This window comes from Streptomyces sp. ISL-12 (assembly GCF_018614415.1).
Lineage (GTDB): Bacteria > Actinomycetota > Actinomycetes > Streptomycetales > Streptomycetaceae > Streptomyces.
The window spans coordinates 115,068-138,753 of the sequence record NZ_JAGGOO010000016.1 but is presented as its reverse complement, the minus strand read 5'-3'; the positions used below and the strand labels follow the sequence as shown (position 1 = coordinate 138,753).

The 23,686-nt window shown below is 73.0% G+C and carries 28 protein-coding genes; 11 read left to right on the top strand and 17 right to left on the bottom strand.

Annotated elements, in window-relative coordinates; all coding sequences use genetic code 11:
* Window positions 1-4 precede the first annotated feature (4 nt).
* The 6 genes from J7I94_RS05225 to J7I94_RS05200 form a co-directional block, all read right to left on the bottom strand.
* Window positions 5-1,279 carry an MFS transporter gene (locus tag J7I94_RS05225; RefSeq protein ID WP_215165486.1) on the bottom strand — a complete coding sequence of 425 codons (1,275 nt, stop codon included), beginning with the start codon at window positions 1,277-1,279 and terminating at the stop codon, window positions 5-7.
* A gap of 214 nt (window positions 1,280-1,493) precedes the next feature.
* Window positions 1,494-1,970, bottom strand: coding sequence for a hypothetical protein (locus J7I94_RS05220; RefSeq protein ID WP_215165484.1), 477 nt, complete (start codon window positions 1,968-1,970; stop codon window positions 1,494-1,496).
* 29 nt (window positions 1,971-1,999) lie between these two features.
* Window positions 2,000-3,082 carry a MerR family transcriptional regulator gene (locus J7I94_RS05215; RefSeq protein ID WP_251074689.1) on the bottom strand — a complete coding sequence of 361 codons (1,083 nt, stop codon included), beginning with the start codon at window positions 3,080-3,082 and terminating at the stop codon, window positions 2,000-2,002.
* 149 nt (window positions 3,083-3,231) lie between these two features.
* Window positions 3,232-3,480, bottom strand: coding sequence for a DUF5302 domain-containing protein (locus tag J7I94_RS05210; RefSeq protein WP_215165459.1), 249 nt, complete (start codon window positions 3,478-3,480; stop codon window positions 3,232-3,234).
* 47 nt (window positions 3,481-3,527) lie between these two features.
* The gene (gene abc-f / locus J7I94_RS05205) at window positions 3,528-5,150 is read right to left on the bottom strand and encodes a ribosomal protection-like ABC-F family protein (RefSeq protein WP_215165457.1); all 1,623 of its coding nucleotides are present in this window, start codon (window positions 5,148-5,150) and stop codon (window positions 3,528-3,530) included.
* A gap of 170 nt (window positions 5,151-5,320) precedes the next feature.
* Complete coding sequence (locus J7I94_RS05200; protein WP_215165455.1) at window positions 5,321-6,103, bottom strand: class I SAM-dependent methyltransferase; 783 nt, start codon at window positions 6,101-6,103, stop codon at window positions 5,321-5,323.
* 401 nt (window positions 6,104-6,504) lie between these two features.
* Here J7I94_RS05200 and J7I94_RS05195 point away from each other — a divergent pair, with 401 nt between their 5' ends.
* The gene (locus J7I94_RS05195) at window positions 6,505-7,161 is read left to right on the top strand and encodes a maleylpyruvate isomerase N-terminal domain-containing protein (protein WP_215165453.1); all 657 of its coding nucleotides are present in this window, start codon (window positions 6,505-6,507) and stop codon (window positions 7,159-7,161) included.
* A gap of 4 nt (window positions 7,162-7,165) precedes the next feature.
* On the opposite strand, the gene J7I94_RS05190 is transcribed toward J7I94_RS05195, so the two are convergent.
* Window positions 7,166-7,510: an STAS domain-containing protein gene (locus J7I94_RS05190; protein ID WP_215165452.1), complete on the bottom strand. Its 345-nt coding sequence runs from the start codon at window positions 7,508-7,510 to the stop codon at window positions 7,166-7,168.
* A 130-nt stretch (window positions 7,511-7,640) separates the two neighbouring features.
* On the opposite strand from J7I94_RS05190, the gene J7I94_RS05185 reads away from it, so the two are divergent.
* Window positions 7,641-7,967 (top strand): MarR family transcriptional regulator, encoded by a 327-nt coding sequence (locus J7I94_RS05185; RefSeq protein ID WP_215165451.1) that lies wholly within the window; start codon window positions 7,641-7,643, stop codon window positions 7,965-7,967.
* A gap of 9 nt (window positions 7,968-7,976) precedes the next feature.
* Here J7I94_RS05185 and J7I94_RS05180 read toward each other — a convergent pair whose 3' ends face one another.
* The gene (locus J7I94_RS05180; RefSeq protein ID WP_308114499.1) at window positions 7,977-10,106 is read right to left on the bottom strand and encodes a SpoIIE family protein phosphatase; all 2,130 of its coding nucleotides are present in this window, start codon (window positions 10,104-10,106) and stop codon (window positions 7,977-7,979) included.
* 264 nt (window positions 10,107-10,370) lie between these two features.
* Between J7I94_RS05180 and J7I94_RS05175 the strand changes: the two genes are divergently transcribed.
* From J7I94_RS05175 to J7I94_RS05145, 9 genes are all read left to right on the top strand, one after another.
* Window positions 10,371-10,589 (top strand): hypothetical protein, encoded by a 219-nt coding sequence (locus J7I94_RS05175; RefSeq protein ID WP_251074671.1) that lies wholly within the window; start codon window positions 10,371-10,373, stop codon window positions 10,587-10,589.
* A gap of 184 nt (window positions 10,590-10,773) precedes the next feature.
* Window positions 10,774-11,145, top strand: a complete 372-nt coding sequence (locus J7I94_RS05170; RefSeq protein ID WP_308114501.1) for a phage holin family protein — start codon at window positions 10,774-10,776, stop codon at window positions 11,143-11,145.
* Complete coding sequence (locus J7I94_RS39200) at window positions 11,142-11,414, top strand: DUF3618 domain-containing protein (RefSeq protein ID WP_306521794.1); 273 nt, start codon at window positions 11,142-11,144, stop codon at window positions 11,412-11,414. Before J7I94_RS05170 ends, J7I94_RS39200 begins: the two co-directional genes overlap by 4 nt.
* Before the next feature lie 13 nt (window positions 11,415-11,427).
* Window positions 11,428-11,661, top strand: coding sequence for a hypothetical protein (locus J7I94_RS39195; protein WP_306521791.1), 234 nt, complete (start codon window positions 11,428-11,430; stop codon window positions 11,659-11,661).
* A gap of 320 nt (window positions 11,662-11,981) precedes the next feature.
* Entirely contained in the window at window positions 11,982-12,440 is a 459-nt protein-coding gene (locus J7I94_RS05160) for an Rrf2 family transcriptional regulator (protein WP_215165448.1), read from the top strand.
* A gap of 133 nt (window positions 12,441-12,573) precedes the next feature.
* On the top strand, window positions 12,574-12,696 hold the full coding sequence (locus J7I94_RS39485; protein WP_374198358.1) for a putative leader peptide: 123 nt from the start codon (window positions 12,574-12,576) through the stop codon (window positions 12,694-12,696).
* A 143-nt stretch (window positions 12,697-12,839) separates the two neighbouring features.
* Entirely contained in the window at window positions 12,840-13,946 is a 1,107-nt protein-coding gene (locus J7I94_RS05155; protein ID WP_215165446.1) for an ABC transporter substrate-binding protein, read from the top strand.
* A 114-nt stretch (window positions 13,947-14,060) separates the two neighbouring features.
* Complete coding sequence (locus J7I94_RS05150) at window positions 14,061-14,867, top strand: ABC transporter ATP-binding protein (protein ID WP_215165444.1); 807 nt, start codon at window positions 14,061-14,063, stop codon at window positions 14,865-14,867.
* Window positions 14,854-15,756 carry an ABC transporter permease gene (locus J7I94_RS05145; protein WP_215165442.1) on the top strand — a complete coding sequence of 301 codons (903 nt, stop codon included), beginning with the start codon at window positions 14,854-14,856 and terminating at the stop codon, window positions 15,754-15,756. Before J7I94_RS05150 ends, J7I94_RS05145 begins: the two co-directional genes overlap by 14 nt.
* A 166-nt stretch (window positions 15,757-15,922) precedes the next feature.
* On the opposite strand, the gene J7I94_RS05140 is transcribed toward J7I94_RS05145, so the two are convergent.
* From J7I94_RS05140 to J7I94_RS05105, 9 genes are all read right to left on the bottom strand, one after another.
* Window positions 15,923-17,197: an acyl-CoA dehydrogenase family protein gene (locus J7I94_RS05140; protein WP_215165440.1), complete on the bottom strand. Its 1,275-nt coding sequence runs from the start codon at window positions 17,195-17,197 to the stop codon at window positions 15,923-15,925.
* 86 nt (window positions 17,198-17,283) lie between these two features.
* Window positions 17,284-17,850 carry a winged helix-turn-helix domain-containing protein gene (locus J7I94_RS05135; RefSeq protein WP_215165438.1) on the bottom strand — a complete coding sequence of 189 codons (567 nt, stop codon included), beginning with the start codon at window positions 17,848-17,850 and terminating at the stop codon, window positions 17,284-17,286.
* Window positions 17,851-17,960: 110 nt separating this feature from the next.
* Complete coding sequence (locus J7I94_RS39480; RefSeq protein WP_374198357.1) at window positions 17,961-18,056, bottom strand: putative leader peptide; 96 nt, start codon at window positions 18,054-18,056, stop codon at window positions 17,961-17,963.
* 99 nt (window positions 18,057-18,155) lie between these two features.
* Window positions 18,156-19,139 carry an ABC transporter substrate-binding protein gene (locus J7I94_RS05130; protein ID WP_215165436.1) on the bottom strand — a complete coding sequence of 328 codons (984 nt, stop codon included), beginning with the start codon at window positions 19,137-19,139 and terminating at the stop codon, window positions 18,156-18,158.
* A gap of 34 nt (window positions 19,140-19,173) precedes the next feature.
* Entirely contained in the window at window positions 19,174-19,938 is a 765-nt protein-coding gene (locus tag J7I94_RS05125) for an amino acid ABC transporter ATP-binding protein (RefSeq protein ID WP_285442416.1), read from the bottom strand.
* Window positions 19,935-20,975 carry an amino acid ABC transporter permease gene (locus J7I94_RS05120; protein ID WP_215165434.1) on the bottom strand — a complete coding sequence of 347 codons (1,041 nt, stop codon included), beginning with the start codon at window positions 20,973-20,975 and terminating at the stop codon, window positions 19,935-19,937. The genes J7I94_RS05125 and J7I94_RS05120 overlap by 4 nt, the downstream gene beginning before the upstream one ends.
* 20 nt (window positions 20,976-20,995) lie before the next feature.
* On the bottom strand, window positions 20,996-21,949 hold the full coding sequence (locus J7I94_RS05115; protein ID WP_215165432.1) for an ABC transporter substrate-binding protein: 954 nt from the start codon (window positions 21,947-21,949) through the stop codon (window positions 20,996-20,998).
* Complete coding sequence (locus J7I94_RS05110) at window positions 21,946-22,521, bottom strand: GNAT family N-acetyltransferase (RefSeq protein ID WP_215165430.1); 576 nt, start codon at window positions 22,519-22,521, stop codon at window positions 21,946-21,948. The genes J7I94_RS05115 and J7I94_RS05110 overlap by 4 nt, the downstream gene beginning before the upstream one ends.
* Complete coding sequence (locus J7I94_RS05105; RefSeq protein WP_215165429.1) at window positions 22,518-23,681, bottom strand: LLM class flavin-dependent oxidoreductase; 1,164 nt, start codon at window positions 23,679-23,681, stop codon at window positions 22,518-22,520. The genes J7I94_RS05110 and J7I94_RS05105 overlap by 4 nt, the downstream gene beginning before the upstream one ends.
* Between the last annotated feature and the right edge of the window lie 5 nt (window positions 23,682-23,686).

The window sequence follows — 23,686 nt, the reverse complement described above, 5'->3', positions numbered from 1 at the left end:
CAGGCTAGGCCGTGACCTCGGCGGCGCGGCGCGGGGCCCGGTCGCCCCGGGTGAAGGACACGTCCTTCGTCTCGCGCATGGTGAGGTACACCACCAGGGAGACCGCGGCGCAGGCCGTGACGTACCAGTAGAAACCCGACTCCATGCCCGCGTCCTTGAACCACAGCGCCACGTACTCGGCGGTGCCGCCGAACAGGGCGTTGGCGAGCGCGTACGGCAGGGCGACGCCCAGCGCGCGGACCCGGGCGGGGAACAGTTCCGCCTTCACCAGGGCGCTCATCGAGGTGTATCCGGTGATGATCAGGAGCCCGGCGATCATCAGCAGCAGCGCGCTGCCGAAGGTGGAGACATGGCCGAGGGCGGTCATCAGCGGAACGGTGAAGATCATCGCGCCGAGGCCGAAGCCGATCAGCAGCGGCTTGCGGCCGATGCGGTCCGACAGCCCGCCGGCCAGGGGTTGCAGACAGATGAAGACCAGGATGGCGACGAAGCTGACGAGCGAGGCGTCGGTGGTGCTCAGACCGGCGGTGTTGTGCAGATATTTGGTCATGTACGTCGAGTACGTGTAGTCGCACAGGGTGCCGCCCATGCTGAAGCCGACGACGAGGGCGACGGTGCGCCGGTACTCCCACAGCCCGCGCAGGGTGCCGCGCTCCTTGCCCGGCCGTGTGGTGTCGGCCGCTTCCTGGGCCGCCTCTTCGAAGGCGTCGGTCTCGACCAGGTTGCGGCGCAGCCAGAACACTACGGCGGAGCCCAGCGCGCCGACGACGAAGGGGATGCGCCAGCCCCAGGAGGTCAGGGTCTGCTCCGACATGTTCTGCTGGAGCAGGATCTGCAGGCTCAGCCCGATGAGCTGGCCGATCTTCATCGACACCATCTGGAAGCTGGCGAAGAAACCGCGCCGGCCCGCGGGCGCCGCCTCGGCGAGGTACGTGGCGCTGGCCGCGTACTCCCCGCCCACCGACAGTCCCTGGAGCAGCCGGGCGAGCAGCAGCACGACCGCGCCCCAGTAACCGACCTGGGAGTGGGTGGGGGCGACGGCGATGAGGAGGGCGCTGAGCGACATCATGAGCACGGTCACGGTCAGCGCGGCCTTGCGGCCCTTGCGGTCGCCGAGCCGGCCGAGCAGCCAGCCGCCCACGGGCCGCATGAAGAAGCCGACCGCGAAGATGCCGGCGGTGTGCAGGAGTTGGGAGGTGGCGTCGCCCTCGGGGAAGAACGCGGACGCGAAGTACACGGAGAAGGTGGAGTAGACGAACCAGTCGTACCACTCGATCATGTTGCCGATCGAGCCACCGATGATCGCCTTCCAGGGGCTCGGCGCGGCGGCCCGCGCGCCCGTCGTGGACACAAGTGTCTCCAGCCTGTGAGGAAATGGAATGCCTGCGGCGAACCCGCATCACCGCAGGTCGCAGCAGCTTGACCGATGACCGCAGCGGCAGCCAGGGCCTCCGGGCGAGATCTAACCGGCGCTTAAGACTTCGCCGGCGGGGTCACGCGGAGGGTCCCGGTGCGGACGCCCGCCGTGCGGTGCTGCGCCGGGCGACGGCCTCGGCCACCTCGTCGATGGCGGTGCGCAGCAGGTCGCCGTAGGGGCCCTCCGGGAGGTCGGGGACGTGTTCCCGTGCCGCGGCGATGTGTCCGGCGGCGGCGTCGAAGGAACCGAGGCGGCGGTAGTCGTCGGCGAGGTTGAGGTGGAGGGAGGGGTAGAAGCCCCGGAGACGCGGGCCGGCGTGGTGCTCCTGGAGGCGCTGCTCGGTCACCGCGTCGGCGGCGTCCAGGGCCCGGATGTCCCAGGCCAGGGCCTGGGCGGGGTCGGTGTGCAGGTCGGCCAGGTGGTGCGCGAGGGTGCAGCGGTGCAGTGGGTCGCCGGTGACACCGGTCCGGGTCCAGAGGCCGAGGAGGGCGCGGCGGGCGGAGTCGGTGTCTCCGCGGTGCCCTTCGGTGACGGCTCGGCCGATGGCGTCCATGACGGGGTCGGGTGCGGTGTTCTCGGGGTTCACGGTGCGGGGCTCCGGTCGGGGCCGACGGGCATGGCCAGGGTGGTGAGGTCGCCGCGGTCGGCGGAGCGGACGGTGACGGGCTGGTCGGGTCCGCGCAGGTCGAGCATCACCTCGGGGCCGAGAGCGGTGCTGACGGCGGGATAGAGCGTGGTCAGCGCGAACCGGACCCGCACCGCATGTCCCGTGACCACGGCGGACAGACGCGTCCCGTCACCCGCGTCGTCCGTCTCGACGCCGGCGTCGGTCACCCGCAGGGTGATCCGCTCGCCGGGATGTTCCTCGAGGGCCCGCAGGAGCCGTTCCTTGGGCAGGGTGACGCGGGTGGTGACCTCCGTGAGGGAGGCGAGCATCAGCCGGTGGTCGGGGTACTCCCCCGGCAGCAGCCGGCAGAGCCTCTCGTCCCGGTCCGCCAGGCGGAACCGCACCGCGTACGGCGTCGCCTCCAGGCGCACCCACGGGGCGCGGCGTATCCCGGCGGTCGTGGACCGCAGTTCGTCGCCGTCGACCGTGCCGGTCCACGCCGTCACCGGGGCGTCGGCCGGTGCCAGGGTCCGGGTGGCGAGCCGGTACCGGTCGGTCGCGGTCAGGGTGACCGTCCCGGGGGCCGCCTCGATACGTACGCCGGTCAGTACCGGCGTGCCCGGCTCGTGGGCGGTCGCGGTCAGGACCTGCTCGACGGCGTCCGCCAGCACCGGGCCCTTGAGCGCCGTGACGGGCACACCCGGCAGGTCGGTGAAGGATGCGGAGGAGAGGGAGAAAGAGGCATCGAAGGAGGCCTTGAGGACGGCGGCCGTCCGCCGCACCGCCGCCGCGTCGGCGGTGACCTTCGCGACCTGCTCGTCGACCAGCCGGACCGCGTCCTCGGGGCCGGCGTCGAGGACCTTCGCGACGGTGCCGAGGGGCATGTCGATCTCGCGGAGCCGGCGCAGCGCGGTCGCCCGCGCCACCTGTTCTTCCCGGTAGTAGCGGTAGCCCGTGGCCGGGTCGGTCTCGGCGGGGCGCAGCAGCCCGGCGTCGTCGTAGAACCGCAGCGCGCTGGGGGTCAGGCCGCTGCGCCGGGCGAAGACGCCGATCGGCATCGATTCGGAAGGGGGCACGCCGTCATCATGGAGTCTCGACCGGCTCGAAGGTCAACGGCGTCTCGCCGGGTGACCGGGCGGTCCGGAGGTCCGGGGGCCGCCGCGGTCCGGGGGTGCGGAGCGCGGCGACCGGGTGGAGCGGCGGGGTGTCAGCCGGACTTGCGGCGGAAGTTGCGGCTCTGGCCCTTGGGCCCGTTCAGGCCCTTGATCTTCTGGCGTCCGTCCTGGTGGGCCTGCTGGGACCTGCTGGCGCGGGCCTTGCGTTGCAGGGCCTCCTGGAACTTGCGCTTGGCCTCGGCCTCCGGGGTCTGTTCCGTTTCCTCTGCCTGCTCCGTCTCCTGGGTCTTCGCGGTTGTCTCCTCGGGCTTCTCGGTCTTCTTCTGCGGGCCTGCGGTCATGTGGGTCTCCTTCGTTCGGTGGTCGGACGGTGGCTCGGTGGGGGGCCTCAGGCGGGCGGAGCGGGGCTCCGGTGCCGGGCCGGGAGGGTGAGGTGGCCGCCCCGCCAGCGCTCGCGCAGTCGGCGGTCGTGGGAGACGAGGACGAGGGTGCCGGGGTAGGTGCGCAGGGCCTCTTCGAGTTCCTCGGCGAGGGCCGGCGAGAGGTGGTTGGTGGGCTCGTCGAGGAGCAGGATGTCGCAGGGGCGGCTGAGCAGGCGGGCGAGGGCGAGCCGCTGACGCTGGCCGGTGGAGAGGTCGGTGACGCGGGCGGTGAGCCGGTCGGGGCTGAACAGGCCGAGGGCGAGGAGCCGTTCGGTGTGTCCCTCGGGCGTGCCGGGCAGACCGCGGGCGTAGGTCTCCAGCAGGGTCGTGCCGGGGCGGCCGGAGACGGGCTCCTGGGGCAGGTGGCCGGCCCGGCCACGGCGGGTCAGCCGGCCGGCGTCGGGGGTGAGGCGGCCGGCCAGCACGCGCAGCAGGGTGCTCTTGCCGGTGCCGTTGTCCCCGGTGACCAGCAGCCGCCCGCCGGCCTCGACGGTCAGGTCGACGGGGGCCAGCCGGCCGCGCACGGTGAGGCCGGTGGCGGTGAGGGCCGTGCCGGTCAGCGGGCTGGGGCGGAACGCGGGGGCGAAGCGGAGCGGCTCCGGGGGCGCCGGAACGGGGTCGGCGAGCAGGCGGCTCAGGCGTTGCCCGGCGCTGCGCACGCGCCCGGCGAGGGCCTGCTGGACGCGGCCGGCGGCCATGCCGTAGGCCATCTTGTTCTTGTCCGTGATGCCCCGGCCGGGGGCCACCCGGCGGGCGGTGGTGGCGGCGCTCTCGCGCAGGGCGTCGACCTCGGCCCGCCAGCGGGCGTGCTCCTCGGCCTGGCGGGCGCGGGCGGCGGCCTTCTCGGCGAGGTACCCGGCGTAGCCGTTGCCGTAGCGGGTGACGGTGCGGCGGTCGGCGTCGACCTCCAGGAGGGTGGTGGCGACGCGTTCGAGGAAGGCGCGGTCGTGGGAGACCACCACGGTGGTGCCGCGGCGGCTGCGCAGGTGGTCCTCCAGCCAGGTCAGGGCGGCCGTGTCGAGGTGGTTGGTGGGCTCGTCGAGGAGCAGCGCCTCGGGGGCCGACGCGAGGACGGCGGCCAGGCGCAGCCGGACCTGTTCGCCACCGGAGAGGGCGCCGACGGGCCGGTCGCGGGGCAGCCCGGCCAGACCGAGTCCGTGCAGGGCGCGCTCGACGCGGGCGTCCGCCTCGTAGCCGCCGCGCAGTTCGAAGGCGGTCATCAGCTCGCCGTACTCGGTGAGCGCGGCGCGGTCCCCCGCCGTCATGGCGGTCTCCAGCGCGCGCATCCGGCTCTCGATGGCGCGCAGGTCGCTCAGGGCCTGGTCGACGGCCTGCTGGACGGTGTGGTGGGGCGGGAGCTGTCCGTCCTGCGGGAGGTGGCCGAGGCCGCCGTCGGCCCGGACGACGATGTCACCGCTGTCGGGCCGCTCGGCACCGGCGAGCAGGCGCAGCAGGGTGCTCTTCCCCGAGCCGTTCTCCCCCACCACGCCGGTGCGTTCACCGGCGCCCAGGGTGCAGGTGACGGAATCAAGGACGAGTCGGCCGTGGTACGACTTCGTGACGGCGCGGGCGCTGAGCTGCGTGGGCATGCGAGTACTCCGGAACGTTCGCGAGCGAGGCGGCCCGGGTGGGCCGCGGGGTCGGGAGAACGTTCTGGATGAGCATGTCCGCTCCGTTGCCTCGACGACAGTGCACCCACACGCTGGCACGCATCCGGCGGCGGGGCAACCGAGTTTTTCCGGACGACCGGGCCGGCCGGTCAGTCGTCCGTCCGCGCGCCGGAACGTTCGACGCGCAGTACCTCCTGGTGGTGCGCGATCCGGTAGGCGCCGTCCTCGGTTCTGAAGTGCCGCTGCACGTACTCCTCCACCGCCTCGCGCGTGGGCTGGGTACTGCCGGGGAAGCTGAGGAGGAACCCGGCGACGGTGACCGTCTCCGCCAGGTCGTCGCTGCGGTAGTGGGCGGGGACGGACTCCAGCCGGAGGTCAGCGGTCGGGCCGTCCGGTGCCGCGGCGAGTTCGTCCGCGAGCTCCCGCAGGCCGAAGCCGACGCCGGTGAAGTGGCGCACCATCCGCATGCACGCGTTGTCCGGGTCCTGCTGGATCACGAGCAGGGTGCCGCCCGGCTCGACCCACCCCAGGACGCGCCGGAGCGTCGCCGCCCACTCCTCGCGGGGGACGTAGTACAGCACGTGGGAGAGGAGCGCCAGGTCGACGCCGACACCGGGATCGGCGCGGTGCACCGGTTCGGCCAGGACCACGGCGTCGGGGCAGGTACGGGCGAGGGCCCGGCGCATGGGTTCGCTTGGTTCGACGCACACGGTGCGGTCGAAGGACCGGCCCACATGGCGGGTGGTCGCGCCGTCGGCGGGACCGATGTCGAGGAACACGCGCCGGGCCGGCAGCCGGCGCACCACCTCGTCGAGGTAGGCGTGGGTGGTGACCTTCTCGTCGCTGTTGGCCAGGAACCGGGTGAACGCGTCGTAGTAGGCGTCCTCGTCGGTTCGCAGACCGCCGGTCGTCACGGTCTTCGGCGGCTCCATACCTGTGTCCCTTCTCGCGGGCGGCGGGGCGGACCGCGCCGTCCATGGATCCCATCGACTGGACACTGACACTGTGGCCCGCCCGGCCGCCGCGTGACGCGCGGTGAACGCCGCCCGGACGGAGCGCGCGGAGGCGCGGGCGGCGTGTCCGCGCCCCTGCGGGCACCACGTGACGCGGGGGCGCTTCGCCCGCCCCCCGTTCGGGCGACCGACGCGCCGTTGCCACGCCCGTCCGGCGATTCCGCCGGGCACGCTCGACAACGTGACTGTCGGCTGTCGGCTGTCGGAACCGGACGCACGACGCCGGACCGCGTACGGCGGACCGTCCGTGCGCCGCTCGTGGTGGCCCCCTGCCCCCAGGCCCGGTTGTCCGCCCGTACGCGCCGCACTACCGTGCCGCCGTGGACCTCTTCTCGCGTTCCTGGGCGGCGCTGCGCGCGGCGGTCGCCGGGCTGGCGGACGACGACTTCGCCCGGCCGTCCGGCTGTACGGGCTGGCTGGTCCGGGACCTCGTGTGCCATCTGGTCATCGACGCCCAGGACGTCCTGATCACCCTGGCGACCCCGGTCGCCGCCGCGCCCACCCGTGACGCGGTGACGTACTGGGAGGTCACCGGGGCACCCCCGTCAGGTGACGACCCCCTCGACGCGCTGACCGTCCGGCTGGCCGCCGCGTACCAGGACCCCGGGCTCCTCGAGTTCCACCTGGACGACGTGGGTTCCGCCGCCGGCCGCGCCGCGGAACTGGCCGATCCGGAACTGACGGTCGGCACCCGCGGCCAGGTCCTGACCGCGGGCGACTACCTCCTCGCGTACGTACTGGAGTGGACGCTGCACCACCTCGACCTCGTCGCCCGCCTTCCCGGCGCCCCGAGGCCGCCCGCGGAGGGACTCGCGCGGTCGCGGGAACTGCTGGAGCGGATCGCCGGTACGGCGTTCCCCGCCTCGTTCTCCGACACGGACGCCCTGCTGCTCGGCACCGGGCGGCGGGTGCCGACCGACGGGGAACGGGCCCGGCTCGGCCCGCTGGCCGCGCGGCTCCCGTTCGTCATCGGATGACGCGTCAGTCGCCGAGGGCCTCCCGCACGGTGGGGTAGCAGCGGAGGAGCCCGTCGATGCCGAGGATGTCGAACACGCGCAGGATCGTGGGCGAGCACGCCGCCAGCCGTATCCAGCCGTCACGGGAGCGCGCGGCATGGTGGGCCTGGATCAGCGCGTTGACGCCGGCCGAGTCCATGAAGGACACCGAGGCCAGGTCGACCACCGTGTACGGGGCCGGAACGCCGGACGGCAGCAGCGCCTGGCGCACCTCGGCACCGACGTCCTGGTCGATGTCACCGCGCAGCGTCACCACGGTGACACCGCCGGGGGTGAGGGAGCGCACCGCGGAGAACGGTTGCGGGGTCATGGCACACGTCGTCCTTTCCAGCGCTGTTGTGTCGGACCAGCATCGGTCCCGACGACGTCACCTGTCAACAAATACCTGAAATCGAGTTCCTATTTACTGATGCATGAAACACACGTCATACTCAGGGATCATGGGTGGAGTACCTGAACCACACGCCGGCTGGACGTTCCTGACCAATCACGCCCGTGTCCTGGCGGTGATCGCCGACGATCCGAGCGCACGCGTGCGGGACATCGCCGCGCACTGCCGCCTCACCGAGCGCGCGGTGCACAAGATCATTTCCGACTTGGAGGAGGACGGCTACCTCTCCCACACCCGCCAGGGAAGGTCGAACGTCTACCGGATCGAACCGGGTGTCCCCCTGCGGCATCCCGCCGAGGCCGAGGCCGGCCTGACCGTGGCCGCCCTCCTGTCCGTTCTGGCCCGCCACGACGCGCAGCGCGACCCCCGGACCTGAGCGGGGGCCTCAGGGCCTCCCGTCCGTCGTGTCCCGCCGCAGCACCAGGAGCGCGACGTCGTCGGTGCGCCGGCCGGAAGGGCCGGCCTTCTTCAGCAGGTCGTCGATCAGCAGGTCGAGGTCCCGGTCGTCGGCCTGGGCGAAGTGCCGCGCGAGGTGGGCGATGGCGTCGTCGAGGTCGACTCCCGGCGTCTCGATGAGACCGTCGGTGTAGAAGAGCAGCGTCAGCCCCGGCACGAGCGGGATGTCGCTGTGCGGGTACACGGCGTCGGGGTCGATGCCCAGCAGCGGGCCGGGCGGCACGTCGGCGGGCCGGGTGAGGCCGCCGGGCAGCCGGACCAGGGGCGGCGGGTGACCGGCGCTGGCCAGGGTGGCCCGGCCGCGGGCGAAGTCCAGGTGCGCGTAGAGGCAGCTGGTGAACAGGTCGGGGGCGAGGTCGGTCAGGAGCCGGTTGGTGCTGGAGAGGATCTGTTCCGGCGGCGTGCCGCGGGCCGCGTTGGCGTGGACGGCGGTCCGGACCTGCCCCATGAGCGCCGCGGCCGCCGCGTTGTGCCCCTGGACGTCGCCGATGACGGCCGCGGCGGCGCCGTCGCCGAGTCCGATCAGGTCATAGAAGTCCCCGCCGATGTCCATGCCCCGGGTGGCCGGCAGATAGCGGGCGGCCACCCGCAGGCCCGCGACGGCCGGCAGGGTCCGCGGGAGCAGGGCCTGCTGGAGGCTGTGGGCGAGGTCGAGCTTGGTGTCGTAGAGGCGGGCCCGGTCGAGGGCCTGGGCGATGAGGCCGGCGAGGGCGGTCAGGACGGCGCGTTCCTCGGCCGGGAACAGGTGCCTGTGCTCGTAGGACAGGATGCAGCAGCCGACCGGGCGGCCGGAGACGACCAGGGGCAGGAACGCCCAGGCCTGTTTGCCGCTGACCACCGGAGCGTCGGGGTAGCCGCGCCGCAGTTCCTCGGGGGCGGAGAAGAACAGGGGGACGCCGGTGCTGAGGGTGCGCCCGGCGGGCGTCAGGTCGCTGTCCTCGGGCATGCCGTCCAGGCGCTCGACGACGTCGGGGGCGTATCCGCGGGACCCGGTGGTCGTGAGCCGGCCCGCGTCGGCGGCGGCCAGGATCAGGCCCTGGGCGCCGAACGCGGGCAGGACCTGGTCGGCGATCAGGTCCATGACGTCCTGTACGCCGACGGCCTCGGCCAGCGCGGCGGCCAGATGGGTGAGCTGGTAGAGCCGGCCCGCCCGGGCGGGTGCGGCCAGGCGCGCGGCCCGGCCCGGCGCCTCGGCCGGAGCCGGCTCGGCGCCGCTGGGCACGATGCGGACGCTGATGCCGCTGGCGTCCGGGTAGAGGTGGAAGTCCAGCCACCGGTCCGGCGGGCGGCACGCGGTGAAGGCGACCGGCCGCCGGCTGAGGACGGCCGCGCGGTAGCGGTCCTCGTAGACGGGGTCGTCGAGCCAGCGCAGGGACTGCCACGGCAGGGTGCCCAGCAGATGGCCGGCGTCCCGGCCCAGCAGCTCGCAGGCCTTGGAGCTGAGGTAGGTGAAACGTCCCGCCAGGTCCACGGCGCAACTGCCGCCGGGCAGGCGCTCGGCGAAGTCGGCGGCGGCCAGGTCGGGGCTCGCGCCCTGGTGGGCACGCCCGGCCGGCACGACCCGGGGCGGGGCGTCGCGGTCCGGCGGGACACCGTGTCCGGCGGCCTCCTCGATCAGCCGGGCCAGGCGGCGGCAACTGGTGGTGATGTGCCCGTGTTCCCGTCCGGACATGTGCGGCGGGCGCGGGGCCGGCCACATCAGCAGCAGCGCGCCCCAGGGCCGGACGCCGGTGACGGGCGCGGCGGCCAGCGCCATCGGGTAGGGCAGGGCCACCGCGGTACGGGGGTAGGCCCTGGCCAGCTGTTCGTGGCCGCCGGCCCACACCAGCCGGTCCTCGCGGACCGCGTCGGCCACCGGGGCGGGGGCCTCCAGCGGAACCCTGAGCCAGGGCGCGGCGAACTCGGCGGGCGCGCCGTACAGCACGTCCAGCCGCAGCAGCGGCTCGCGCGGTGCCAGCAGGTACAGCGCGCCCAGGGACGCGCCGATCCGGCGCACGGTCTCCGTGAAGGCGGCGTCCAGCGCGTCGAGGCCGACGGCCGGTCCACGTGTGCTGGTCACCGAGCACCTCCAGCGGCACCGGGGACGATCGATCCGGACCGGAGCGGCCTTCGTCCGTCCCGCTCCCGCCGGGCCGCACGGCGGGCCCGGCACCCGGTACGGCTCCCACTCAGGGACGCTACCCGCGCGCGGGCCGGTCGGCATGCGGCGGGCCGGGGCGCGCCCGGCCGGGGCATCCCACCGTCATGGAACCTTCACCTCCTGTCACCGCTCCCGGGACGGACAGCGGGTACCCGGCTCGGCGTGCCGGTGCGAAGGGGGCCCGTGGTGATCGTCGTCGCCGTTCTGCTGCTGCCCGTCCTGGGCCTTCTGCTGTACGGGATGGACCGGCTGGAGGACCGGCTGTTCGGCCCGCCCGAACGGCTGCCGACGGCGCGGCACGGGCGGCACCGGCAGCACGGGCATCTGCGGCTGATCGTCGGCGCGGCGGCGGAACACCGCCGTCGCGCCGACGGCCGGGCCCGGCACTCGGACGCGGCCTGACGACGGCCGTCTGGTGGCCGCCGTCGGGGGTACTCGCGCGCTTCAGGGACGCCGGGGACCGCGGCGCGGGCCCCGGCAAGCGGCGAACGGAACGGAGATGATCACCGTGGCGACCACGAGCACACGGCCGCACTCCGCCGGTGCGGACGGGCACGGACCGGGGCACGGACCGGGGCAGGAGCCGGTGAGCGAGCTGGTGCAGCGGGCCTCTCAGCAGCTGACCGAGCTGGTGCGCGGCGAACTGAAGCTGGCGCAGGCGGAGATGAAGGAGAAGGGGAAGCGGTACGGCAAGGGCGGAGGCATGTTCGGGGGTGCCGGCCTGGTGGGGTTCCTGATGCTCCAGGCTCTGGTGGCCACCGCGATCGCCGCGCTGGCGGTCCCTCTGCCCGTGTGGGCCGCGGCGCTGATCGTGACCGCGGTGCTCGGTGTGATCGCCGCGGTGCTGGCCCTGACCGGCAAGAAGCAGGTCGGCCGGGCGGCGCCGCCGACGCCGCAGCGGACCATCGAGAACATCAAGGCCGACGTGGCCGAGATCAAGGGGAGCGCACACCGATGACCCAGCCGCCGCACGACGGACCGGCCGCGCAGAGCCCCGAGGAACTGCGGCAGCAGGTCGAACGCACCCGCAGGGAACTGGGCGAGACGGTGGAGGCACTCGCGGCCAAGACGGACGTCAAGGCCCGCGCCCAGGAGAAGGCGAGCCAGGCCAGGACCCAGGCCGCGGCGGTGGCCGGACAGGCCAAGCAACAGGCCGCCTCGGTCGCCGGACAGGCACGGACACAGGCCGCCTCGGTGGCCGGGCAGGCGAAGGAACAAAGCCGGTGAGGTGGCGCACCGGGTGCGGGACAGGGTGCCCGAGCCGGTCCGGGACAAGGCCGTCCGCGCCACCGGGCAGGCCCGTGCCGCCGCGTCCCGAGCCGGCCGGACGTGGCACGAGAAGGCACCGGAGCCGGTGCGGGAGACGGCCGCCCGGTCGGCCCGGGCGACGCGGGACCACCGCACCCTTCTGCTGGCCGGTGCGGGTGCGGGCGTCCTGGTGCTCTGGCTGGCGCTGCGCCGCCGGGGGGACTGACCCGGGCCACGGACCGCCCGCACCACCGACCCGCCCGTCCGCCCGTCCCCGCGCGTCACGGGAGCACCCCGGCGGCGGGACGGGCCCCGGCCGGCAGGGCGCCCGCCGGCCGGGGGCTGCCCTGCCGACGGCCCGCCGGACCGCACCCGACACGTCACACCCCCTGCCGGGAACCCGGCACCGGTGTCCCCCGCCGGCGTGACTCCGCGCGCGACGGACCGACCCGTCCACGCGCACCGCGCGGACGTCCCCGGCACCCCGTACGACCTCGGCGAAGACGCTCGGCGGAAGGCCACGCCGCCGTGCGGAATAATGCACGTATGCGGATCTCAGCCAGGGCGGACTACGCGGTACGAGCCGCGCTGCAACTCGTCGCGTCGGGGGATGACGGGCCGGTGAAGGCCGAGGCCATCGCCGACGCCCAGGACATCCCGCACAAGTTTCTCGAGGGCATCCTCAGCGACATGCGCCGCGGCGGGCTCGTGGTCAGCCAGCGCGGCGGCAACGGCGGCTACCGGCTGGCCAAGCCGGCCGCGTCCATCTCCATCGCCGATGTCATCCGCGTTGTGGACGGCCCCCTGGTGTCCGTCCGCGGAGTCCGCCCGCCCGAGCTGTCCTACCGGGGCCCCGCCGAGTCGCTGCTGCCGCTCTGGATCGCCCTGCGGTCCAACGTCCGCGAGATCCTCGACGGAGTGACGCTCGCCGATGTCGCCTCGGCCGAACTGCCCGCCGACGTGGCCGCGTTGACCGACACCCCGGGGGCATGGACCAACCCCTGACAGGTCGGCCACCCACTGCACATCTCACATGACGAGACGTGGCTGACCATAATATGAACTCCCCCTTGGGGTAGGCGCCCCCTTCTGCCACGATCCCTATCAACCCGGTGGGAAAACTAGGGATCAAGGGGTGATGACCATGAGGGCGCTCAGCCGCGCAGGCCGATCGCTGCCCCTTCTCACCTCCCGTTTCCTCACCTCCCGTCGGCACATCGACCTCCTCCGCACGTCCAGCGCCGTCTGTCCCAGCCTCTGAGACCCACGACAAGACCGGCCCACCGAGGAACAGAACGGCGCCCGCATCGCCGTCCCGTTCCTGGACGTTCCCCGGGCACGCGCCGCCTCCGCGCGCGTGCCCCCGCAGCTCCGTGCCCACGCACCCTCCGAAAGGACACCTCCGTGTCTGCCGCCAGACCGTTCACCCCCCTGCGCACCCTCGCCGCCCTGGCGGCGCTCCCCCTCCTGCTGACGGCGTGCGGCTACGGCTCCGAGTCCACCGACGACGACCAGCGCACGGGCGTCGCCGCGGACGCGGAGAAGCTCTCCGCGGACGAGGTCAGGATCGGCTACTTCCCGAACCTCACCCACGCCACCGCACTCGTCGGCGTCCAGGAGGGCCTGTTCCAGAAGGAGCTCGGCGGCACCACGATCAAGGCATCGACCTTCAACGCCGGCCCGTCCGAGATCGAAGCCCTCAACTCCGGGTCCATAGACATCGGCTGGATCGGCCCCTCCCCCGCCATCAACGGCTACACCAAGGCGGACGGCAAGAACCTGCGCATCATCGGCGGTTCGGCCTCCGGCGGGGTGAAGCTCGTCGTCAACCCGGACAAGATCAAGTCCGAGGACGACCTCAAGGGCAAGAAGATAGCCACCCCGCAGCTCGGCAACACCCAGGACGTCGCCTTCCTCAACTGGATCGCGGAACAGGGCTGGAAGGTCGACGCGCAGAGCGGCAAGGGCGACGTGTCGGTCGTCCGCTCGGACAACAAGGTGACGCCGGACGCCTACAAGTCCGGCTCGATCGACGGCGCCTGGGTACCGGAGCCGACCGCGTCCAAGCTGGTCGCCGACGGTGCGAAGGTGCTGCTGGACGAGTCCGACCTGTGGCCGGACAAGAAGTTCGTGATCACCAACATCATCGTGTCGCAGAAGTTCCTCAAGGAGCACCCGGACGTCGTCGAGGCGGTGCTGCGCGGCTCGGTCGAGACCAACAAGTGGATCAACGCCAACCCCGAGGAGGCGAAGGCGTCCGCCAACAAGGCGCTGGAGAAGCTCTCCGGCAAGGCGCTGCCGGACGAGGTCATCGACCCGGCGTGGAAGTCCATCACCTTCCTGGACGACCCGCTGGCCTCGACGCTGGACACCGAGGCCGAGCACGCGGTGAAGGCGGGACTGCTGGAGCAGCCGAACCTCAAGGGCATCTACGACCTGGCGCCGCTGAACAAGGTTCTCAAGGCCGAGGGCGAGGCCGAGGTCGACGACGCCGGTCTCGGCACCGAGTGACGGCGACCGGACCCACCGTCGGCACCGGACCCGCCGTCGGCACCGGGCCCGCCGGCAGCACCACCGGACGCACCGGACGCACCGATCCCATGAAGATCCCTGGAGGTGACGACCATGGCCACCGCGACAGCCAAGACCGCCAAGGCCGCTGAGGGCACCGGGGCCGCGACGCACGCCGCCCGTGTCGAGCACGTCTCGAAGTCCTTCCCCGCGCCGGGGGCGCCCGGTGGACAGCAGCTCGTCCTGGACGACATCACGCTCGATGTCGCACCCGGTGAGTTCGTCACCCTCCTCGGAGCCTCCGGGTGCGGGAAGTCCACGCTGCTGAACCTCGTCGCGGGCCTGGACCGGCCGTCCGCGGGCGCGATCAGCACGGACGGCAGGCCCGCCCTGATGTTCCAGGAACACGCGCTGTTCCCGTGGCTGACGGCGGGCAAGAACATCGAACTGGCCCTGAAGATGCGGGGCGTGGCCAAACCCGGCCGCCGGCCGGAGGCGGAGCGGCTGCTCGAACTGGTCCGGCTGCACGGGGCGTACGGCAAGCGGGTGCACGAGTTGTCCGGCGGGATGCGGCAGCGCGTCGCGCTGGCCCGGGCGCTGGCCCAGGACAGCAGGCTGCTGCTGATGGACGAGCCGTTCGCGGCGCTCGACGCCATCACCCGGGACGTCCTGCACGACGAACTGACCCGGATCTGGCGGGAGACCGGCCTCTCCGTGCTGTTCGTCACGCACAACGTGCGCGAGGCGGTGCGGCTGGCCCAGCGGGTGGTGCTGCTGTCGTCGCGGCCGGGGCGGATCGCCCGGTCCTGGACGGTCGGCATCCCGCAGCCGCGCCGCCTGGAGGACAGCGCGGTCGCCGAGCTGTCCGCCGAGATCACCGAGGAACTACGAGGGGAGATCCGCCGCCATGGCCAGCACTGACACCGGTCCGGCGCAGCCACACGACACGGCGTCGCAGGATCTGGCGGGCCTGGAGGCGGGGCTCGACGCGCTGGACACCGTGCAGGTGGGCCGTCCGCCCCTGCGCGAGGTCCTGCTGCGCAAGGTCTTGCCGCCCGTCACCGCCGTCGCCCTCGTCCTGGTCGTCTGGCAGGTACTGGTGTGGGCGCGGGTCGCGCCCGCGTACAAGCTGCCCTCGCCGTCCGCGGTGTGGGGCGAGGTGTCCGACGCGTGGCTCCAGGGCACCTTGCTGGACTACATCTGGACCTCCGTCTCCCGTGGTCTGCTGGGCTTCCTGCTGGCGCTGGTCATCGGCACACCGCTCGGTCTGCTGGTCTCCAGGGTGAGGTTCGTCCGGGCCGCGATCGGGCCGATCCTGTCCGGGCTGCAGTCCCTGCCGTCCGTGGCGTGGGTGCCGCCCGCCGTCATCTGGCTCGGGCTCAACGACCAGATGATGTACGCGGTGATCCTGCTCGGTGCCGTGCCGTCGATCGCCAACGGTCTGGTGGCCGGCGTGGACCAGATCCCGCCGCTGTACCTGCGGGCCGGCCGCACGCTGGGCGCCACGGGGCTGCGCGGCGCGTGGCACATCGTGATGCCGGCCGCGCTGCCCGGCTATCTCGCGGGGCTCAAGCAGGGCTGGGCGTTCTCCTGGCGGTCGCTGATGGCGGCCGAGATCATCGCGTCCTCGCCCGATCTGGGCATCGGGCTGGGCCAGTTGCTGGAGAACGGCCGCAACAACTCCAGCATGTCGCAGGTGTTCCTCGCCATCCTGCTGATCCTGGTGGTGGGCATCGCCGTCGACCTGCTGGTCTTCAGTCCGCTGGAGCGGCGGGTGCTGCGCGGCCGGGGGCTGCTGGTCACCCGCTGACCGGGCACGGCACACCGGGCACCGGCTGTGCGGGGCGTCACCGCCTCCGTACGGCCGGTGCTTTCCCGTGTGCCCCGCTTCGGGCCGTCTCCGGTCCGCGGCGGTGGACGACGGCCGCCCCTCCCCCGCCACCGGCCGCCGCTCCGGGGCGGGCGCGCCGTGCCCGTCAGGCGGGGAGGGCGAACGGGGGGTGCGCCCCGCTGAGGAAGTAGTCCCCCACCTCGCGCAGTCCGTGGGCCACGGGGTGGTAGAGGGTGTGGGTGCGGGCGTTGCGCCAGAATCGGTCGAAACCGTGGCGCGAGGAGGCGGCGCCCGGGCCGATGACGTCCAGGGTGCGGGTGGTGATGTCGTGGACGGCGCGCGCGGCTGCGGCTTCGGCGGCGGCGGCGAGTACGGAGATCTCGGCGCACTCGTCGTCGGTGAGGTCCTCGCCGCGGGCCAGCCCGCCGTCGAGTGCGGCCACCGCCTGGTCGGCGAGGGCGGACGCCGCGCGCGCGTCGACGGTGAGTTCGCCGTAGGTGACCAGCACGTACGGGTCCCGCGCCAGGCCGTCCTGCCAGGACGGGAGGCCGACGCCGGGATGGTCGCCGAGCAGGGAGCGGTCGCCGGCCCGGGTGTACTCGCGGGTCCTGGTGTACTCACGGGCCTCGGCGAGCACGCCTTCGGCGATGCCCAGGCAGAGCTGGGCGGAGACCAGGCGTCCGGTGGCGGCGGCCAGGCCGGCGAACGGCGGCAGCGCGCCCTCGTCGGCGGAGAGCGACCCCAGCACCGCGTCACCCGGGACCGGTACGGCGTCGAACTCCACGCTGCCGCCGCCCGACAGCCGCTGTCCGAACGCGTCCCCGTCGTCCCCGCTCGTCACGCCGGGACGGGCGGGGTCGACGAGGACGGCCAGCGGTTCGCCGGTGTCGGACCGGGCGGCGCGGACGGCCAGCCGGTCGGCGACGCGGGCGCCGCCGACGGTGCCCTGACGGCCGTTCAGCAGGTAGCCGTCGGAGGAGTCCGGGGTGAGCCGCAGGGGCGGCTCGTGGGCGGCGAAGCCGCCGCCCCAGCACCACTGGCCCGCCGCGGACCGGCGGGCGACCCGTTCGGCCAGGTCGGGACCGGCGAAGAAGCGGGCCGTCCAGGACAGGACGTAGTGACCGCCGAGGAGCTGGCCGATGGCTCCGTCGGCCGCGGCGACCTCCCGGACGACGGCGTGGGCCGTGCCCCAGTCCGCGCCTCCCCCGCCGTGCTCGGCGGAGATCAGCAGGGTCAGCAGTCCGGCCTCACGGAGCCGGGCGACCTCGTCGAACGGGGGCTTGCCGGCCTGGTCGCGGGTGATGGCGTCCGTGGCCAGGTCCTCGGCCACCTCGCGGGCGACGCGCAGCCAGTGGGCACGGCCCGGTGCCCCGGCCGGGGCGGGGGCCGTCGGGTCCGGGGCGGGGGCGGTCGTCGTCATGTCCGTTCCCGGCCCCTCGGTGACCGGCGGCCGGACGTCGGACGGGGCTGGGGCAGTGCCACTGCCGTTCCTCCTCGGGACGGTCCTCACGACGCGGAGCCGGAACACCGCGGCCGGGCCGGGGTGTACTTGTAGCCCACCCGCCTGACGGTGACGATCCGGTGCCGGTGGGCGCGGCCGAGCTTGGCCCGCACCCGGGCGATGTGCACGTCGACGGTGCGGCCGTCGCCGATGTGGCCGTACCCCCATACGCTGCCGATGAGCGACTCGCGGGAGAGCACCTGGTCGGGGTGGGCGACGAGGTGGGCGAGCAGTTCGAACTCCAGGTAGGTCAGGTCCAGTACGTGTCCGCCGATCCGCGCGACACGTCGTACGGCGTCGATCCGGATGCCGTTCTCCTCCTCGGCCGTGCTCCGCTCGGCGGAGGCCGTCGGCGCGGGGGCGAGGGGGTGGATGACCGGCCGCGGCCCGTCCGGGACGAACAGCCGGGCCGGGTCGGTGCCTTCCGGGACGAACACGACGTAGCCGACGAGCGGCTCGGCGGTCCGCGCCCCCGGGTCGCCGGGCGGTTGTCCGGGCACGAGCCGCAGATGGCGGGGGCCGGGGTCGGCGGGTCCGGGTGACGGGGTGTCGGACGGCAGGGGGGTGGTCATGACGGGCTCCTTGACAGGGGCGCCGGGCGGCCGGGCAGGCGGCCGGGGGGAGGCGAGTCGAGAACAGGAGGGGGGTGGAGCGGGGTGACGTGACGGCGCGCGTCGCTGCGTCAGAGGTCGTCCTGCGGAAGGCGGCAGACCGCGCTGGCGACGCGACAGAAGTCGACATGCCGACGGCGAACGAGCGGCTGCTGCGTGCTGCACATGTGTTCCATCCTGCGCACCCCGACCACCCCCGGTCAACAGTTTCCTATAAATCCGGTAGGGATAATAGAGAAATGAGGCCGGCGGTGCCGTGCCGCGGGCTACTCGTCGGTCTTCGGCAGGCCGGGCGGGTTGATCTCCGACTTCTCGACGGCCTCGTCGGACAGGCCCCAGCGGGCGAGCACCTTGCCGTAGGTGCCGTTGCGGATGACCTCGTTCAGCGCGTCGGCGAGCGGTTCGACGAGGCCGCTGTCCTTCTTCGTGGTGGCCGCGACGAGGCCCTGCAAGGTGTCGCCGGCTCCGGAGTACGTGCCGACGACCTCCGTCTGCCGGCCGGTGGCCGCGTGGTAGGCGGCGGTCGGGTTGGGGCCGAGGTAGAGGTCGATGCGGCCGGAGCGCAGCGCGAGGTAGGTGTCGCTGTCGTTCTGGTAGTACTTGATGTCGACCGGCTTCCGGCCGGCCTTCTCGTTCTCCTTCGACCACTCGATGAGCAGCTTCTCCTGGTTGGTGCCGCTGCTCACGGCGACCGTCAGCCCGGCCACGTCCTCGGGCCCGTCGACCTTCAGGCCGCTGCCCTTCTTCGCCTCGAAGCCGAGGTTGTCCTCGCGGTAGGTGGCGAAGTCGTACTTCTCCTTGCGCTCCTCGGTGACGGTGATGTTGCTGAAGCTCACGTCGTACTTGGCGCTGTCGAGGCCGACGAAGATGTTCTCCCAGGAGACCGGGGTGATGCGGACCTTCAGGCCGAGGACGTCGGCGACCAGGTGGACGAGGTCGGTCTCGACGCCGATGACGGTCTTGTTGTCGGTGGCGTAGAAGTTCAGCGGGGCGGCGGAGGTGGAGGAGGCGACGGTCTCCAGGGTGCCTCTCTCGCGTACCTCGGCGGGGAGCCGCGCGGCTATGGAGTCGACCTTCGCCGTGGTGACACGTTGCTGATCGGCACTCAGGTTGATCTTCGTCTTGGCACCCGACGTACCGGCGACCTCGGTGGTGGAGCCGTCGGAGGGGTCGGAGCAGCCGGCGAGGACGAGGGCCGAGGCGAGTGTGATCGTGACGGCGGCGGTGGTGGTGCGGGCGAGGACGGGCACGGTGGTTCTCCTGAAGGGGGGAAGAGGAGGGCGGTCAGAGGACTTTGGCGAGGAAGGCGCGGGTGCGTTCGTGGCGCGGGGCGTCCAGGACGGCCGCGGGCGGGCCCTGTTCGACGACCACACCGCCGTCCATGAACACCACGGTGTCGGCGACCTCGCGGGCGAAGCCGATCTCATGGGTGACGACGATCATGGTGGTGCCGGTGCCCGCCAGGTCCTTGATGACGTCGAGGACCTCACCGACCAGTTCGGGGTCGAGCGCGGAGGTGGGTTCGTCGAAGAGCAGCACCTTCGGTTCCAGGGCGAGCGCGCGGGCGATGGCGACGCGCTGCTGCTGGCCGCCGGAGAGCTGGCGCGGATAGGCGCCGGCCTTGTCGGCGAGTCCTACGCGGTCCAGCAGCCGGTGTGCCGTCTCCTCCGCGTCCGCGCGCGGGCGGCGCAGCGCGGAGACGGGGGCCTCGACCAGGTTCTCCAGGACGGTCAGGTGCGGGAAGAGGTTGAAGTCCTGGAAGACGAACCCGATGTGGGTGCGCTGCTTGAGGACGTCCTTCTCCTTCAGCTCGTGCAGCGTGTCACCGGAGCGGCGGTAGCCGATGAGTTCGCCGTCGATGCCGATCCAGCCGCGGTCGACCTTCTCCAGGTGGTTGATGGTCCGCAGCAGCGTGGACTTGCCGGAGCCGGAGGGTCCGAGGATCACGGTGACCTGCCCGGCACGCACCTGGAGGTCGACGCCGCGCAGCACGTGCAGGGGCCCGAAACTCTTGTGGACGCCGCGGACGTCCACCATGAAGTCGCTCATCGGTTCCCTCCCGGGATCTTCAGCGGTACGACGGGCAGTTCGCGCCGGGCGGCCGCCGCGCGCAGGGAGCGGGCGGTGTGCCGGAGGCGCTGGAGCGGTGTGGGGGGCGGGGTGCGGTCGGCGCCGCGGGCGAAGCGGCGTTCGACGTAGTACTGGAGGACCGACAGCAGGGAGGTCAGCACCACGTACCAGGCGGTGGCCACGAGCAGCAGCGGGATGACCCGGCCGTTGCGGCCGTAGACGACCTGGACCTGGTAGAACAGCTCGCCGATGGCCATCACGTAGACCACCGAGGTGCCCTTGAGCAGCCCGATGATCTCGTTGCCGGCCGTGGGCAGGATGGCGCGCATGGCCTGGGGCAGCACGATCCGGCGGATCTGCCGCAGCCGCGGGATGCCCAGGGCCGCGGCGGCCTCCGACTGCCCCGGGTCGACCGAGATGACGCCGCCGCGGACGATCTCGGCGGCGTAGGCGGCCTGGTGCAGGGACAGTCCGATGACCGCGGCGCCGATCGTGCCGATGAGGCTGTCGCTGTCGACCGACCAGAACACCGGTCCGAAGGGGATGCCGACGCCCAGACTCTCGTACAGGGCGCTGAGGTTGAACCAGAACACGAGCTGGACGATCATCGGGATGGACCGGAAGATCCAGATGTAGGTCCAGGCGACGGTCTGGAGCAGCGGGCTGCGCGACAGCCGCATGAACGCCAGGACGGTGCCCAGCAGGAAGCCGAGCACGGTGGCGTACGCGGTGAGCTGGAGGGTGACCCACACTGCCTGGACGATGGTCTCGGACAGCACGTAGTCGCCGAAGACGTGCCATTCCCATACGGGGTTGGTGGCCAGGCCGTGCCCGAACTGGGCCACCAGCACGGCCACGACGGCGGCAGCCGCCCACCGGGCGTAGTGGCGGGCGGGGACGACCTTGAGGGACGCCGGGTCGTCGGCGACCGGCGGGGCCTCGGGACCGCCGCCGGGGACGGCCGCGCCGGGCGGTGCGGCGGTGGGATCGCCGGCGGAGTCGGTGGTGAGTCTCATGACGGGGTTCCTGCTCGGCTTCAGGTGTGCTCGGGCGGGTTGATCCGCGACGCGTCGATCGCGGAGGCGGAGGTGCCCCACTTCTCGAGGATGCGGGCGTACGTGCCGTCGTCGATCAGCTCGTTGACGGCGGCCTGGAACGCCTTGGTGAGCGGGGAGCCCTTCTTGAAGGCGAAGCCGACGTCGAGGCGGTGGTACTCCCCGATGAAGGCGGTCTGCGCGGCGGGCTGCGCGGCCTGGTGGCGCAGGCCGTTGATGGTCGACATGATCACGTCGATCCGGCCCTGCTGGAGCGCGGTGAGGGTGGCGCCGTTCTCCGAGTACACCTTGACGTCGTAGGGCTCCTTCCCGGCGTCGGCGCACACGCTCTTGCGCGCGGTGAGGGTGGACTCGAACGTGGTGCCGGCGTTGGTGCCGATGGTCAGGCCGCACAGCTGGGTGAGGTCGGTGACCTTCTTCTTCAGGGCGGTGCTGCCCTTCTTCACCGCGAAGCCCTGGCCGTCGTCGATGTACGTGACGAAGTCGATGGTCTTCAGGCGCTCACTGGTGACGCCGAAGTTGCCGGTGCCCACGTCGTACTTGCCGCTCTCGAGGGCGGGCAGGATCGTTTCGAACGAGGCGTCCTGGCGCCGCACCTCGATGCCGAGGACCTTGGCGACGGCGTCGGTGAGGTCGATGTCCTGGCCCTCGGGTGCCTTGTCGGAACCGTTCGGGTAGTAGGCGGAGGGCGGTGCGCCGACCGAACTGCCCACCCGCAGCGTGCCCCCCTCGCGGACCTCGGCGGGCAGGAGGGCGGCGGCCGACTCCACCTTGCGGACGGCGGCGACCGGGTCGTCGGTCGGCGCGGGGGCCTGGGCGCCCGCCGGAGCGGTGGTGCCGGTGTCGCCGGAGCCGCAGGCGGTCAGGGCCAGCAGGGGCAGCAGGGCGGCGGCGACGAGGTGGCGCGGGCGCGCCCTGGCCGCGGTGGGGTTCACTGGTCGGTCTCCTTCGGGTGGTTCTGGGGCTGCGCGGGACGCATCGGCGTCGCGCTCAGGTGGTTCTCCGGCCGTCTGCCGCTCAGGTGCTTCTCGAACGGCAGCGGCCCGATGGTCTCCGGGTCGGCCGCGGTGTCGAACAGCGGTGTGTAGCCGGTGGCCAGGTACAGGCCGCGGGCCTCGGGCTGGCGCGGACCGGTGGTCAGGTAGATCCGCCGGTAGCCGCGGGCGCGCGCCTCGCGTTCCAGTTCGGCGACGACCCGGCGGGCCAGCCCGCGCCGGCGGTGCGCGGAGTGGGTCCAGATGCGTTTCAGCTCGGCGGTGTCCTCGTCGTACCGGCGGAAGGCACCGCCCGCCACGGACGTCCCGTCCTCCAGCAGGAGCAGCAGGACGCCTCCGTACGCCGCGGTGAACTCCTCGTCGGGGTAGCGGGCCAGTTCGGCGTGCGCGTCCTTCCCGTAGCGCGCGGAGTACTCGTCGCCGAGTTCGCGCAGCAGGGGACGGACCCTGGGGTCGGACACCGCTGCCTGGGTCACCGTCAGTCCGGTGACGGGCCGGGCGACGGACGTCATCCGCGCACCGCCGCCAGGGACTGGGGGGTGCGGTCCGCCCGCTCGTCACGCTGGGCGTGGCGCTCGGCGTCGCGCTTGGCGACCTCCTCGCGGACGATCGGGATGACGTACCGGCCGAAGTCGATCGCGTCGCCGAGCAGGTCGTGGCCGCGGGCGGAGAGGATGTCCACGCCGAGGTCGTAGTAGTCGAGGAGTGCCTGGGCGACCGTCTCCGGGGTGCCGACCAGGGCGTTGGAGTTGCCCGCGCCACCGGTGGCGGCGGCGGTCGGGGTCCACAGGGCGCGGTCGTAGCGCTCCCCCGCCTCGGCGATGGCGATCAGCCGCTGGGAGCGGGTGTTCTGAGGTGCCGCGCTCTGCGGGGCGTCGCGGCGGTGGTGGCGTACCACGCCCGACCCGCGCCGCCGGCGGATGGCGCCGACCGTGCGGTGCGCCTTCTCGCAGGCCAGCTCCTCCGTCGGGGCGATGATCGGACGGAAGGCGACCTGGATGCGCGGGACGTCCGTGCGGCCGGCGGCCCGCGCGGCGGCCCTGACGTTCTCGATCTGCTCGGCGGTCCGTGCCAGCGGCTCGCCCCACAGGCAGTAGATGTCGGCCTCGGCGCCTCCGGCGGCGTACGCGGCCGGTGACGAACCGCCGAACGAGACGTTCGGCCGGGGCTGTTGCACCGGGAAGACGTCGCTGACGAAGTCGTGGAAGCGGTAGTGCTCGCCCTCGTGGTCGAAGGGCTCGTGCGTCGTCCAGATCTTCTTGACGATCCGGATGTACTCCCGGGTGCGGGCGTAGCGCTCGTCCTTGGTGAGGGTGTCGCCTTCGCGGCCCTGCTCGTGGTCGTTGCCGCCGGTGATGAAGTGGACGGTCAGCCGTCCCTCGCTGATCCGGTCGAGGGTGGCGAAGGTCTTCGCGGCGAAGGTGGGGTAGGAGACGTTGGGCCGGTGGGCCAGCAGGAGCTGGAGGCGGTCCAGCCGACTGGCGATGTAGGCGGCGGCCGGGGCGGGGTCCGGGGCTCCGGAGCCGTAGGCGAACAGCACCCGGTCCCAGCCGTGGTCCTCGTGGGCACGGGCGAGCCGGAGCGTGTATTCCTTGTCGAAGGCGGCGCCGGAGCGAGGAGTGGTCTCCGAGCCGTCGTTGGTGGCGGCTATGCCGAGAAATTCCACGGGCATGGCAG

What these genes read in the sequence shown, in the direction of transcription:
- J7I94_RS05225 (WP_215165486.1), bottom strand. Translation starts at nt 1,279, where the DNA reads ATGATCGAGTGGTACGACTGGTTCGTCTACTCCACCTTCTCCGTGTAC.
- J7I94_RS05220 (WP_215165484.1), bottom strand. Translation starts at nt 1,970, where the DNA reads ATGGACGCCATCGGCCGAGCCGTCACCGAAGGGCACCGCGGAGACACC.
- J7I94_RS05215 (WP_251074689.1), bottom strand. Translation starts at nt 3,082, where the DNA reads ATGCCGATCGGCGTCTTCGCCCGGCGCAGCGGCCTGACCCCCAGCGCG.
- J7I94_RS05210 (WP_215165459.1), bottom strand. Translation starts at nt 3,480, where the DNA reads ATGACCGCAGGCCCGCAGAAGAAGACCGAGAAGCCCGAGGAGACAACC.
- abc-f (WP_215165457.1), bottom strand. Translation starts at nt 5,150, where the DNA reads ATGCCCACGCAGCTCAGCGCCCGCGCCGTCACGAAGTCGTACCACGGC.
- J7I94_RS05200 (WP_215165455.1), bottom strand. Translation starts at nt 6,103, where the DNA reads ATGGAGCCGCCGAAGACCGTGACGACCGGCGGTCTGCGAACCGACGAG.
- J7I94_RS05190 (WP_215165452.1), bottom strand. Translation starts at nt 7,510, where the DNA reads ATGACCCCGCAACCGTTCTCCGCGGTGCGCTCCCTCACCCCCGGCGGT.
- J7I94_RS05185 (WP_215165451.1), top strand. Translation starts at nt 7,641, where the DNA reads ATGGGTGGAGTACCTGAACCACACGCCGGCTGGACGTTCCTGACCAAT.
- J7I94_RS39200 (WP_306521794.1), top strand. Translation starts at nt 11,142, where the DNA reads ATGACCCAGCCGCCGCACGACGGACCGGCCGCGCAGAGCCCCGAGGAA.
- J7I94_RS05160 (WP_215165448.1), top strand. Translation starts at nt 11,982, where the DNA reads ATGCGGATCTCAGCCAGGGCGGACTACGCGGTACGAGCCGCGCTGCAA.
- J7I94_RS39485 (WP_374198358.1), top strand. Translation starts at nt 12,574, where the DNA reads ATGACCATGAGGGCGCTCAGCCGCGCAGGCCGATCGCTGCCCCTTCTC.
- J7I94_RS05150 (WP_215165444.1), top strand. Translation starts at nt 14,061, where the DNA reads ATGGCCACCGCGACAGCCAAGACCGCCAAGGCCGCTGAGGGCACCGGG.
- J7I94_RS05145 (WP_215165442.1), top strand. Translation starts at nt 14,854, where the DNA reads ATGGCCAGCACTGACACCGGTCCGGCGCAGCCACACGACACGGCGTCG.
- J7I94_RS05140 (WP_215165440.1), bottom strand. Translation starts at nt 17,197, where the DNA reads ATGACGACGACCGCCCCCGCCCCGGACCCGACGGCCCCCGCCCCGGCC.
- J7I94_RS05135 (WP_215165438.1), bottom strand. Translation starts at nt 17,850, where the DNA reads ATGACCACCCCCCTGCCGTCCGACACCCCGTCACCCGGACCCGCCGAC.
- J7I94_RS39480 (WP_374198357.1), bottom strand. Translation starts at nt 18,056, where the DNA reads ATGTGCAGCACGCAGCAGCCGCTCGTTCGCCGTCGGCATGTCGACTTC.
- J7I94_RS05125 (WP_285442416.1), bottom strand. Translation starts at nt 19,938, where the DNA reads ATGAGCGACTTCATGGTGGACGTCCGCGGCGTCCACAAGAGTTTCGGG.
- J7I94_RS05120 (WP_215165434.1), bottom strand. Translation starts at nt 20,975, where the DNA reads ATGAGACTCACCACCGACTCCGCCGGCGATCCCACCGCCGCACCGCCC.
- J7I94_RS05110 (WP_215165430.1), bottom strand. Translation starts at nt 22,521, where the DNA reads ATGACGTCCGTCGCCCGGCCCGTCACCGGACTGACGGTGACCCAGGCA.
- J7I94_RS05105 (WP_215165429.1), bottom strand. Translation starts at nt 23,681, where the DNA reads ATGCCCGTGGAATTTCTCGGCATAGCCGCCACCAACGACGGCTCGGAG.